Raw genomic sequence first — 12383 nt, 5'->3', positions numbered from 1 at the left:
CGTATAAGTAAATGTCATTCCGAAATGAGCCTGAGCGGGCGGTGGCAACAAGTTTATCTATCCCCCAATGAAATATTCGGGTGGCAGCGGAGCGCAATAACTCGAAGGTATCCATTGGAATCAGAGTGATGCAGAAGTGATAACGTTGAGATGTACATCTGCATATATCAAATTAAAAGCAACATTTATTTATATCCCCCTGATCTAATAGAGTTGTTTAAAGTGGCTAATGTAAAACACGTAATGCTAATTGTGGCTGTTTTGGGAGAGTGAAAGATCTTTAGCAATTAAATGCCACTGTTAATCGGTGTTCATATTCGGCGTAAATTTCTTTTCGTTTCATTTAAAACAATGAACCTCGACGTATTCCAATTTGGTATATGTGGTTATGATTCGAACCTCTGTCACTATTTCTATTACAAATGAAAACGCTTTGTCAGCCGCTGATTAAAAACAGATGTGCACGTGTAGGCTGTGCGCTGCTTATCGGGTTACTGTGTTTCTCGCTGGGTATTTTTCAATTGCTTCGACAGGCTGAAAGAGTTGTTCGGCAGCAAGTGCATGTCGATCTGTCACTTGCTACCTACGTGTTTGATAAAACTATCGCCAATGCTGAATTTGCCGCGGAAAGCGCGGCACCTCTTCTAGGAGCAGAATGTAGTCGGGCACTTCCGATATTGCGAAACCTGGTTGCCACGGTGCCTGATGTCAGAACGATCAATCTGGTTACAGACGGCCAGCAGATGTGTAGTTCATTGTATGAAGGGGGAGATACGGCACTCGCGACTGGCACCAATAATACTGTCGAAGCCACTAGCGCTCAGTTTACTGAGCACACACTGCAATTATTGCCTGTGAATTCAGGCATTCCTAACGCATCTGTTCTGGGTTACCGTCATCGCTTGACCGAAGGTGAAGTGCTGATTGGCATCAGCATTTATTACATTGAAAACATACTTCGCTATACCAGCAGCCGGGATATTCTGATGAGCTTTGAAGTGGGTGGACAATGGCTGACTGAGTCAGGCGAGATTACTCGGGGGGGCGCGGTTCAGGCATCAGATACACTGGCGTCTGAAAAGTACGAGTACAAGGTAAATGCTTACATCCCTGATAATTATATTCTTGGTTATGCTCTGGGGAATTACCGCCTCAGTGCCTTTTGGTATCTGGTGGTGAGCGCGGTTTTTTCTTTCCTGGCTTATTGGCGTCTGAGCCAGTCGACCTCTCCGGTGGCTGAACTTCGCAGGGGGTTGGAGAAAAAGGAGTTTGTTCCTTTTTTACAGCCCATCTTTTCACCGCAAGGGACATTGATTGGCGGCGAGGTGCTGGCGCGCTGGAACCACCCGGAACTCGGAGCAATCAGGCCGGATAACTTTATTCCATTGGCGGAAGAAACCGGGTTAGTTAAGCCCATGACCCTGCAGCTGATGGATCAGGTTGAACGTGATTTTCTTGGCCTTGGCGAGCTGCTGCCATCAGGATTTCATATTGGCTTTAATATCTGTGCAGCCCATTGTGAAGATATGTCGTTTGTGCGGCGCTGTGAGCAATTTCTGAGCACATTCGCTGAGCGGCAGATTGAATTGGTTATTGAACTGACCGAACGTTCGGTTATTCAGGATGAAAAGCAAGCCAAGTTGTTTTTTCAGGCGCTCTCGGATTGCGATGTCAAAATTGCGGTCGATGATTTTGGCACCGGTTATTCCAGTCTGACAACACTGAAAAATTACCATGTCGATTTTCTGAAAGTGGATAAGAGCTTTGTCTCGTTGATTGGCAGTAACGCGATTACCCGGCATATTGTCGAGAATGTGCTGGACTTGGCATTGCGGATGAACCTGAAAGTGGTGGCTGAAGGTGTCGAAACGCAGGAACAGGCGGATTACCTTAGCCGAAAAGGGGTGGATTATCTGCAAGGCTTCCTGCTTGGAGCGCCGGTCAGTATCGATGAGTTCATTCGGCGTTATATCCTCTCTCAGGATACAGAGACAGACTCAACACAGACTGCCCAAATCCAAACCCGATTTAACTATGCAGAACAAAAAAGGCGGCCCGCCAGCATAAACTCCCTTTCATAGGTATTGGGCTAAGGCCGCCTTGTGCATAGACTTAGCGCTCTCATTTATCCGAGTTTTGCCGAGCCTGAAGCAAATAGTCGGCAAACTCGGCGAACCCTAACCCCCCGGGTTGGCGAGTGATATAAGTCGGTTTGTGCGTCAGGTTGGGCAATGACTGACGAATATTGGCGACGCCTATGGTCAGTGGCAGCCATTCAAACATGGCTTCATCATTGAGTGAATCGCCGAGATAAACGAGCGGTGTGCTATTCGCTTTTAGAGGCGGCTGCGACGCCGATAAGTCAGCCGATAAGCGAGCTGATACAGTACTCGGCAATGCCACCGATAATGTCCCCAACAAGGCTTCGCTGCTTACCCGTTTACTGTGTTCGCCCACCCAGGCATTGATATGAATGGAGCTTTGGGTGGCATGCACGGTTTGGCCATTAACCCGCATCGCATGGATATTTTTCAGTATGTCAGCACAAATTGCCGGGTCGACCGCAGGCCGATCCTGACCGATATTCACAGCCACGTCGCAGAATCGCAGTGGCTGATCCGCTGCCAGTCCGATGTCCGGATACTGGTTCAGTAATTCCTGAATCTGCCTTTTTAGCGCATTCTGATTGGCTTGCATAATAGCTTGTGAGGAGGCAAAACGGGTGATGAACTGCCCGTCACGTTTAGACATCCAGAAAGCACCATTTTCGCCGATCACCGTATGAACAGGCCAAAGTTTGGCGATATGATCACACCATCCGGCACAGGCTCCGGTCACCGCAACGACATGGATACCAGCCTGCTGCAGTTGTTCAAGCGCTATCAGTGTTTGGGAAGGCAGGCGTCCTTCCCAGGTCAGTGTATCGTCGACGTCAGTGAATACCCACTTTATCTGCCGTGCTGTGTCGGCCGGTAATGCCGTTAGCGGTTCAGGCATTCATCACCTCTTTGATGTCAGAGCAGGCCGGATCCCAGTGGATGCGTTGCTCAGTGTGTTTATCGAATACATGCAGGTGTTTATGTGCAATCCCAACGCCAAACTTATCACCAATAACGACTTTTGTATGGCCTTCCACTCGCATAACCAGTTTTTGCGGGGTGTGGTCTGATTGATTTATCAGAGCAGGATTCTGGTTTCCGCTTTTAGTCACCTGGCAATAAAGGAGCAGGTCAGCACCAAGCGACTCAATCAACTCGACATCAACATGGAACCAAGGATGTTGCGGATTCATAACCAGGTGTTCAGGGCGCAGGCCGAGAGTCACGGCTCCTTGCGGTAGGGCACCTGTATCGATTGGCAAAATGGCACTGTCAGACAGCCGGATTCCCTGTGAGGTGATTTCCGCGTCAAGGATATTCATGGAGGGAGAGCCGATGAAAGTGGCCACAAACACCGATGCCGGATTATCGTAAAGGTCCAGTGGTGTGCCGACCTGCTCAACGTTCCCTTTGTTGAGTACCACCAATTTGTCGGCAAGGGTCATGGCTTCAACCTGATCGTGAGTGACATAGACTGACGTTGTTCCCAGACGACGTTGCAGCTTTTTGATTTCAAGGCGCATCTGTACCCGCAGCTTGGCATCAAGGTTGGATAGAGGCTCATCGAACAGGAACACCTTCGGCTCGCGGACAATGGCCCGACCCATGGCGACACGCTGACGTTGGCCGCCAGACAATTGCTTCGGTTTGCGATCCAGCAGGTGAGACAGCTCCAGCATAGTCGCCGCCTCGGTGACCAGCCGCTTGATTTCCGCTTTGGGTGTTTTACGGTTTTTCAGGCCATAAGCCATGTTGTCGTACACCGACATGTGCGGATAAAGCGCATAGTTCTGAAAGACCATGGCGATGTCACGCTCGCCCGGTTCCAGATGGTTGACTTCCCGGCTGTCGATTTTCAGGCTGCCGTTGGTGATTTCCTCCAGCCCGGCAATCATCCGGAGCAGGGTGGATTTCCCGCAGCCGCTCGGGCCGACCAGCACGACCATCTCGCCGTCAGCGATAGTCAGGTTGAGTTGTTTGATCGCCTGATAGCCGTTCGGGTAACTTTTTGCGATGTCTGTGAGGGTTAACGTTGCCATTTATTTCTCCGAATCCACTAAACCTTTGACAAATGCCTTTTGCATCACGATGACCACAATGACCGGGGGCAGCATCGCAATCAGGGTCGTTGCCATAATCTTGTTCCATTCAATCACACCATCGACGACGCCTAGCATCTGTTTGATTCCCATGACGATGGTGTAGTAGTCGCTATCGGTTGTGATCAGCAGTGGCCAGAGATACTGGTTCCAGCCGTAAATGAAGGTGATCACAAACAGCGCGGCTATATTGGTGCGCGACAGCGGCAACAGAATGTCAAAAAAGAACTTAATGGGGCCGGCGCCATCGATACGTGCCGCTTCGACCAGTTCGGCAGGCACAGTAAGGAAAAACTGACGGAACAGGAAAGTGGCGGTTGCACTGGCAATTAACGGGATGGTCAGGCCGTAAAACGAGTTCAGCATGTTGAGGTTAGCGATCACTTCAAAGGTTGGCATGATTCGCACCTCAACCGGCAGCATCAGCGTGAAGAAGATCATCCAGAATGCCAGCATACGACCGGGAAAGCGGAAAAATACCACAGCATATGCCGATAAAATGGAGATGCTCAGTTTGCCGACGGTAATGCAGAGTGCCATGATCAGGGAATTAACCAGCATCAGCGTAATAGGCAGTTCACTGTTGTTAAATGCACTTTCGTTGCGAAACAGCTCACCAAAGACAGAAAAGCCCAGATCCCCGAACCAGAGGGGGGTGCCGGTAGCAAAAGCCGTGTTTTCGTGGGTGGTCGCCACCAGAGCCAGCCAAACCGGTAAGGCGATACTGACAATGCCAAGTATCAGTAACAGATGGCAGAAAATTGTAAACAGGGGTCTTCGCTCTACCATCAGTACGCTACCTTCTTCTCAACATATTTAAACTGGAACACAGTCAGCACGCCAACCAGTGCCATCAGGATGACCGATTGCGCCGCTGACGAGCCCAGGTCCAAACCAATGAAGCCGTCGTTGTACACCTTGTACACCAGAGTGGAGGTGCTGTTACCCGGTCCGCCCTGCGTCATCCCGTGAATGATTGGGAAAGTATCGAAAAAGGCATAGACAAAGTTAACGACAAGCAGGAAAAAGCTGGTCGGAGAAATCAACGGAAAGCTGATAGTCCAGAAGCGCTTTAGCGGGCCACTGCCGTCAATCGCAGCGGCCTCAAGCAGGGATTTAGGTACTGATTGCAGCGCGGCAAGAAAGAACAGGAAGTTATAGCTGACCTGTTTCCAGGTCGCGGTGATGATCACCATCCACATGGCGTGAGTGCCGTTCAGGGTCGGATTCCAGTCGATGCCTATAGTTTCAAGCATGGCGGTAATGATTCCGATGGTCGGATCAAACAGAAACAACCACAGTGAGCCGGCAACCACGGGAGCAACCGCATAGGGCCAGATCAGAAAAGTACGATAGAGCATGGCTCCACGCACGATTTGCTCCGCAACGGCAGACAGGATCAGCGCAGCAACAAGGGCCAGTACCGCAACACTGATACTGAACTGAAGCGTGGTGAGCAGAGAGCCGAGATAATAGCTGTCGCTGAACAGCTTGATAAAATTCTCCAAGCCGACAAATTCGCGGCTCATCCCAAAGGCATCTTCTAATTGTGAAGATTGAAACACCGCTTGCCCGGCTGGCCAGATAAAGAACACCACAGTAATGATGAGCTGAGGCGTAATAAGCGCAACGGGCAGCCATTTGTGTTTAAAAATGACTTGTGAAGACATAACGGATACCAAAAAAGGTAAAATCAAAAACGTATGACCAGCTTTAGCTTCAGCCTTAGTCTTAGCTTCAGACGCAAGGGGCAGGGGCTGGTAAGAAGTGTTCCGGTGGCTGCTGGTCACTTGTTCATACAGCCAGCGGTTCGTAAAGCTGCCGATTCATACAGCTGTCGATTCATAAAGCCAGCAGTCTTAGTCAGGCATCAGGTAATATTGCTGACCGCGATTGCAGCCAGCAATGTATCAGAGCCCGGGATTCACTTACTGGGTACGTTCGAAGCGACGAAGCTGCTCATCGCCCCGGCGGACGGCGTTGTTGAGTGCAGTTTTTGCCGATTGCTTGCCCGCCCAGACGGCTTCCAACTCTTCGTTGATAATGTCACGGGTTTGCAGGAAGTTACCGAAACGTAGCCCTTTTGAGTTGGCTGTCGGTGCAGAAGACGTCATCTGCAAGACCGCGGTGTCAGTCCCCGGGTTCGACTGATAAAAGCCTTGTTTCTGAGTCAGCTCATAAGCCTGTTTAGTGATAGGCAGGTAACCGGAGAACTGGTGCCAATCGGCCTGAACTTCAGGGCTCGACAGGTAAGAGAAAAACTTGGCAACGCCTTTATATTCGTCTTTCGTATGGCCCTGCAGTACCCACAGCGAAGCCCCGCCGATGATGGTATTTTGAGGTTTGTCGATAACGGTATCGTCGTAAGGCAACTGTGCAACGCCAACGTTGATGCCTTTCATGTTTTCTTTAATACCCGCCAGACCCGCTGATGAGCCCATGGTCATTGCACATTCTTGCGTGTAGAACAGTGGCATACCGTCCGACTGACGACCACCGTATTTAAAGATACCTTCTTTCGACCATTCTCCAATCTGGGCGATATGCTTGATGAATGGCTCAGAGTTGAAGGTAAACTCGGTGTCATTGCCTTTGAAGCCGTTGTTATTAGTGGCCAGTGGCAGGTTGTTGCGGGCTCCAAAGTTTTCAATCTGAGTCCAGGACTGCCAGGTGGTGGTAAAGCCACATTTCGCACCGGATTCAATCAGTTTGCGAGAAATGGCATCCATCTCTTTCCAGGTTGCCGGTGGTTGAGTGATACCGGCTTTCTGGAACATATCTTTGTTGTAATACAGTACCGGTGTTGAGCTGTTAAACGGCATCGACAGCATCTTGCCGTCATTGGTGGTGTAGTATCCGGTCACCGCAGCCAGGTAGTTATCCGGAGTGAAAGGTTCTTTGGTGTCTTCCATCAGCTGATAAACCGGGTAAATCGCTTTTTCGGCACCCATCATGGTGGCAGTACCTACTTCAAACACCTGGACAATAGCTGGTTGTTCTTTAGCGCGAAATGCGGCGATTGCACTGGTCATGGTTTCGGCGTAGCTGCCTTTGTAGACTGGCTTTATCACATAGTCAGACTGGCTGGCATTAAAGTCGGCTGCGATTGCATTGACTTTCTGCCCTAGCGCGCCGCCCATGGCGTGCCACCATTCAACTTCTGTTTTGGCCTGAACACTGGCGCTGGCCAGCGCAGCGGTGACCGCCAGTCCCACGAGGTGCTTCATAGACATTTTTTTCCCCGACATTGTGTATTCCCTTAACGTTTAGACGCTGATGAAAAGTGTGGAATGCGCTTCGTTCCTGAACCGGGCTGACGTACAGCCAGTCGTTTGAAAATAGACGGGCAGAAGCACATTCCTGAAAATGTTCATATGAAACCTAAAGAACTCTGATGACGCTTCAATGACAGTAAAATGAACATATATGAACGTGTTATCGGTTCGTTTGATGCAATCCTGCTGTCACAAAACTCTGTCAGCCTGCCAGTCATTTTCTTCTGCATGCGATCGCTTCAGGCCATTCATCCTGAACGCATGGGGAGTGGGTAAGGACACAAGGCACGAGATGGAACCATTGAATATTCGCCAACAGCACATTGTTGAGCTGCTGAATCAACAGGAATATTGCTCGATTGACGATCTGGCCTCAGCGTTTAGTGTGACGACGCAAACCATTCGGCGGGATATCAATGCGCTGTGCGATTTGGGGATGGCAAGGCGGCACCATGGAGGGGTTGGTTTGCCGGGTTCCCTGAGCAACCGCAGTTACGTGACCCGACAAGTAACGCATCAGGCGGAGAAGCAACGTATCGCTCAAGCGGTTGTGCGGGAAATTCCGGATGGCAGTACGATCTTTCTGGGGATTGGCACCACAATCGCGGCCATTGCTGAACATTTGGGGCATTTACAAAGTTTGCGGGTGATCACTAACAATTTTGAAGCCGCACAAATTCTGACCAGGTTTCCCCAGATCGAAACCTGGATGCCCGGCGGACGAATACGGTGCAATGACCGGGATATTGTCGGAGATACAGTCGCGTCGTTTTTCGGCCAGTTTTATGCCGATATCGGTATCATCGGTTGCGCCGCAGTGAGCCACATTTCGGCGTCAAAGTTGCTGGCCCCTGACCCGGCTAAAGCTTCAGGCTCAGAGACAGTTTTAGGCACGGCAAAATGTTTAGGCACAGCTAAATATTTATGCACCGATAATTTGCCAGCGGGTGATGTCGAAATAGCTTCAGTCAGCACGGCGTTTGCTATGGAGTATGAGCTTCGAGAGGCAAAGGTTAGCCAGGCGATTCTATCGGGCTCACAGCAAACATGGCTGGTGGCCAACAGAACAAAATGGCAGCGTAAAGCAAACGCGATCATTGCACCACTGCACAGCTTTGATCGGGTTTTCAGTGGTGACCAGGATTAAGCGTCATCAACAAGATATGAAGAGCGGAATTTAAGATCAGGTAAAAGAATGACTGAAAACTGCATCAGAAATACTGTGACAACTTGCCTTTGAAAAACTTATTGAGAGATATCAATGAGGGTGAAAAAGAGCCTGATAACGGGGTAATTTCGCCATCACGGGGCGATTTTTCTCTATCTTCACTGATTCGGTTATCTGAGAAGATGTGCAGAAAGCTTACACATGGTGTCGGGTTCGAATAAAAACCGTAATGTCTCTCAGTGTTTATCGTGTTAATTAAAGACTAGACTGTAGAAATGCTTATCCAATGAAGGAAATAACAATGATCGAGCAAGGCCAAAAACTACCGGCAGCGACCCTGAGCCAACTGACCAAAGACGGTATGGTCAACCACGAAGTTACCGAGCTGTTTGCCGGTAAGAAAGTGGTACTGTTTGCTGTACCAGGTGCATTCACACCAACGTGTTCAGAAGCGCATCTGCCGGGTTATGTCGTACTGGCTGACCAGCTTAAGGATAAAGGCGTGGATCTGATTGCCTGTGTTTCTGTCAACGATGCATTTGTGATGAAAGCATGGGGCGAAGCACAAAATGCCTCTGAAATCATGATGCTGGCTGACGGCGATGCCAGCTTCACCAAAGCTCTGGGCCTGGAGATGGATACTGAGTCATTTGGTGGTGTCCGTTCGCAGCGCTATGCGATGGTGATTGAAGACGGTGTGGTGACGCTGCTGAACGTTGAAGCGCCAAAAGAATTTGAAGCGAGCAAAGCAGAAACTATTCTGGCGAGCCTGTAATTCAGTGCTGGTGTGAATTCAGTATTTGCTTTTAAGCACCATCACGAAAAACGGAAGCCAAGGCTTCCGTTTTTTTATGTGCGCAATGCCTTCAACGCGTTTTTCGACTCGCTTAACGGTAAGCCCGAAGACATTATTCCCAGCAAAGGAGTGAGCCTCATTGAGAGCGCTCTGCCGGAGAATATGACTGCAGCCATGACTCAAAAAACTCAGTGAATGCGCGTACTTGTCGGGGCTGAAATTTTCGGCTTGGAAAAATTGCCTGCAAGCCTATGTTGTCTGAATCTGTTTTTTCCGAATCTGTTTTTTCTGAATCAATGTAGCTAAACCCTTTCACCTGGCCTTCGAACAGCAATTGGAGATTACCGACATTGACATCAGCCTGAACATCCACGAGTGATTTCAGTGCAATGCCACATCCTGCCAGCGCCCAAGCCCGGATCAATCCGCCATCACCGGAAACCATTGCCGGTGTCACTTTGAGTGACAACAATTGGTTATTATGACGGAAATACCATTCGTTAAGCAGCTCGCCGTGGCGCTCCATCACCAGACAGCGGTGTTCAAGGAGATCGTTAGGATGGATGGGCATACCATAGGCACGCAAATAGGCTGGTGACGCACACAGTACCCGTCGGTTGTCTGCCAGTGGTTTAGCAATCAGGTTACTGTCAGGCAGGTTGCCGTAGCGGATTGCCATATCTAACCCATCTTCCACCAGCTTTACCACCCCGTCAGTGAGATAGAGATGGGGAATCACCTGCGGGTGTTGAGCAACAAACGCGGCCAGTGCCGGTGCCACATATTGCAGTCCGAAATCTGAAGGGGCGGAGATCCGCAGTGTGCCGGATAATAACGCCTCTGTTTCTGACAGGCTGGCTTCTGTCGCGGCCACTTCATCCAAGACGCGCAGGCAGCCCTGATAAAAACGTTCTCCGGCATGGGTGAGGGTGATACTGCGTGTATTGCGATTGAGCAAGCGCGTCTGATAGCGCTGTTCAAGCCGGTTTATTCGGGCGGTCATACTGGCCGGGGACAAGCCGAGTTGCCGTCCGGCGGCGGCTAATCCGTTCGCTTTAACCACCTGTACAAACAGGGCCATGTCGTCGACTTTGCTCATGGGGTTTTTCTCATAAGACCGTTCTCATCTGACTGTTTTTTTCAGTGATTTTCTGAGAATGGCTCTTGCTGTTCATTTTCAACGAAGAGCATTCAATTTAAACAAAGCGTGTTCAGCTTTAACGAACACTATTTAGATTTTATGAATAGTGTTTTCATATCTTAGGGTATTATCAAATTTAACTGAATAGATAGACTGAATCAAAGACCCATCAGTTATTCAGGAAAGGTTATGACCTACAACACGTTATTTACTCAACAGGCTCTTGGCTCCACAACCACGGCAAATCGTATTGTAATGGCTCCGATGACTCGGTCTCGCACTGCGCAACCGGGCGATATTCCGACGTCGATGATGGCGCAGTATTACGCGCAGCGTGCCAGTGCCGGATTCATTGTGACGGAAGCCACGCAAATTACACCGCAGGGGAAAGGGTACTCATTCACGCCGGGAATTTACTCGCAAGCGCAGATCGTCGGATGGCGTCAGGTTACTGACGCGGTGCATCAGGCAGGTGGTAAGATTTTCCTTCAGCTCTGGCATGTGGGCAGAATGTCGCATCCGTCGTTTCATCCGGATGGTAAGCCAGTGGCACCCTCGGCGATTGCGCCTGATGCGCAGGTCTGGGTTGTCGGTGATGATGGTGTGGGTCGGATGCTGGACTGTCCGGTTCCCCGGGCGTTGGAAAAAGAAGAGATTGAAGACATTATCGAAGACTATCGTCAGGCGGCAATTAACGCCATGGAGGCGGGATTTGACGGGGTGGAGATTCATGGTGCCAATGGCTATTTGATCGATCAGTTTCTGCGTCGCACCTCGAATCATCGTACTGATGAATACGGCGGTTCGATGGAAAACAGGATTCGCTTTGCGGTTGAGGTCGCTCAAGCTATCAGTGAGGCTATCGGAGCTGATAGGGTTGGTATTCGCCTGGCGCCTTATATCACGCAGCGTGGGATGAACGACAGTGAAGCCACAGATACCATTTTACTGGCTGCGGAGTCATTTAATCAGTTAGGGCTGGCGTATATTCATCTGGCAGAAGCCGACTGGGAAGATGCACCGGTAGTGCCTGAAACGTTTCGGTATGCACTGCGAGAACTGTTTGAGGGTGCAATTGTGGTGGCTGGCAACTACAGCAAAGCCGCAGGGGAAGCGTTGCTTGAAAAGGGGCTGATAGACTTTGTGGCGTTTGGCCGCAAGTTCATCGCCAACCCGGATTTGCCTTACCGCCTTGAGCATAATCTGACACTGAGTGAGATCAGTGACGTCGGTACCTTGTTTGGTGGCAATGAACAAGGTTACACCGATTATCCGGTTTATCAGGACTGACGATCAACATTGATAGTTCACGGCTTTTGCGAGCATCAGCGCAGCGCTACACTTACGCCGAAAAAACGACTCAGGCTTTGAGGAGACTCAAAGCCTGAGTCGTGACTGATATAGGGTGAGCGCATTACGACTGAAAACCTGCGGCGTTCATCAGGTAACGAAACCCCATTGACACCATGCCCAGTGCAGTGACACTACATACCCAAATCAATACCAGCCACGCTGTTTGCCGGATTACCGGATGCCTGACCTTTTGGAGGCGACTGGCATTGGCCGTTCTTAGGGCCTTGGTCTCGAAAGTGGCAGCGGCAGTGGGTTGGCCTGTCCCGGTTATGTCTGGCAATTCTTGGTGCGTGCGGGCATCGATTTTGCTCATATTATCTCTCCGTTATGAAAGAGAACCTTGTTGAGGGCCGTTCTGTCATTGCCTTTCAGCAAGCGGTCGCGAACGGCCCTCAATCCTTATCTGTTCATATTCTTCGGTTGAAGATGATCTTAACGTTCAAACTCGTCAA

12 protein-coding genes are annotated in these 12383 nt (G+C 50.0%); 5 read left to right on the top strand and 7 right to left on the bottom strand.

All coding sequences use genetic code 11. The features are described from left to right. Positions 1 to 587 precede the first annotated feature (587 nt). The gene (locus PGW97_RS22140) at positions 588 to 2081 is read left to right on the top strand and encodes an EAL domain-containing protein (RefSeq protein WP_273859847.1); all 1494 of its coding nucleotides are present in this window, start codon (positions 588 to 590) and stop codon (positions 2079 to 2081) included. 40 nt (positions 2082 to 2121) lie between these two features. Here PGW97_RS22140 and PGW97_RS22135 read toward each other — a convergent pair whose 3' ends face one another. From PGW97_RS22135 to ugpB, 5 genes are all read right to left on the bottom strand, one after another. Then, positions 2122 to 2997, bottom strand: coding sequence for an HAD hydrolase family protein (locus PGW97_RS22135; RefSeq protein WP_273859846.1), 876 nt, complete (start codon positions 2995 to 2997; stop codon positions 2122 to 2124). After that, positions 2990 to 4138 (bottom strand): sn-glycerol-3-phosphate import ATP-binding protein UgpC, encoded by a 1149-nt coding sequence (locus PGW97_RS22130; protein ID WP_273859845.1) that lies wholly within the window; start codon positions 4136 to 4138, stop codon positions 2990 to 2992. The genes PGW97_RS22135 and PGW97_RS22130 overlap by 8 nt, the downstream gene beginning before the upstream one ends. After that, positions 4139 to 4987: a sn-glycerol-3-phosphate ABC transporter permease UgpE gene (gene ugpE / locus PGW97_RS22125; RefSeq protein ID WP_273859844.1), complete on the bottom strand. Its 849-nt coding sequence runs from the start codon at positions 4985 to 4987 to the stop codon at positions 4139 to 4141. Continuing rightward, complete coding sequence (gene ugpA, locus PGW97_RS22120) at positions 4987 to 5868, bottom strand: sn-glycerol-3-phosphate ABC transporter permease UgpA (RefSeq protein ID WP_273859843.1); 882 nt, start codon at positions 5866 to 5868, stop codon at positions 4987 to 4989. The genes ugpE and ugpA overlap by 1 nt, the downstream gene beginning before the upstream one ends. A gap of 258 nt (positions 5869 to 6126) precedes the next feature. Further along, the gene (gene ugpB / locus PGW97_RS22115) at positions 6127 to 7431 is read right to left on the bottom strand and encodes a sn-glycerol-3-phosphate ABC transporter substrate-binding protein UgpB (protein WP_047886383.1); all 1305 of its coding nucleotides are present in this window, start codon (positions 7429 to 7431) and stop codon (positions 6127 to 6129) included. Positions 7432 to 7614: 183 nt separating this feature from the next. Between ugpB and PGW97_RS22110 the strand changes: the two genes are divergently transcribed. The 3 genes from PGW97_RS22110 (at position 7615) to PGW97_RS22100 (ending at position 9416) form a co-directional block, all read left to right on the top strand. Continuing rightward, a complete protein-coding gene (locus PGW97_RS22110) occupies positions 7615 to 7749 on the top strand; it encodes a hypothetical protein (protein ID WP_273859842.1) in 135 nt (44 codons plus the stop codon). Between the two features lie 16 nt (positions 7750 to 7765). After that, entirely contained in the window at positions 7766 to 8620 is an 855-nt protein-coding gene (locus PGW97_RS22105; protein WP_273859841.1) for a DeoR/GlpR family DNA-binding transcription regulator, read from the top strand. Positions 8621 to 8942: 322 nt separating this feature from the next. Next, a complete protein-coding gene (locus PGW97_RS22100; protein ID WP_047886108.1) occupies positions 8943 to 9416 on the top strand; it encodes a peroxiredoxin in 474 nt (157 codons plus the stop codon). A gap of 157 nt (positions 9417 to 9573) precedes the next feature. Here the strand turns inward: PGW97_RS22100 and PGW97_RS22095 are convergent, their stop codons facing one another. Next, positions 9574 to 10536: a LysR family transcriptional regulator gene (locus PGW97_RS22095; protein ID WP_273859840.1), complete on the bottom strand. Its 963-nt coding sequence runs from the start codon at positions 10534 to 10536 to the stop codon at positions 9574 to 9576. A 231-nt stretch (positions 10537 to 10767) separates the two neighbouring features. Between PGW97_RS22095 and PGW97_RS22090 the strand changes: the two genes are divergently transcribed. After that, the gene (locus PGW97_RS22090) at positions 10768 to 11868 is read left to right on the top strand and encodes an alkene reductase (RefSeq protein WP_273859839.1); all 1101 of its coding nucleotides are present in this window, start codon (positions 10768 to 10770) and stop codon (positions 11866 to 11868) included. Positions 11869 to 11992: 124 nt separating this feature from the next. Here PGW97_RS22090 and PGW97_RS25225 read toward each other — a convergent pair whose 3' ends face one another. Next, entirely contained in the window at positions 11993 to 12244 is a 252-nt protein-coding gene (locus PGW97_RS25225) for a DUF2474 domain-containing protein (RefSeq protein WP_443147127.1), read from the bottom strand. Positions 12245 to 12383: the final 139 nt, after the last annotated feature.

Source organism: Photobacterium sp. GSS17 (genome assembly GCF_028621875.1).
Taxonomy (GTDB): Bacteria; Pseudomonadota; Gammaproteobacteria; order Enterobacterales; family Vibrionaceae; genus Photobacterium; species Photobacterium ganghwense.
The sequence above is the reverse complement of the archived record's forward strand: the minus strand, read 5'-3'. Positions and strand labels throughout refer to the sequence as shown.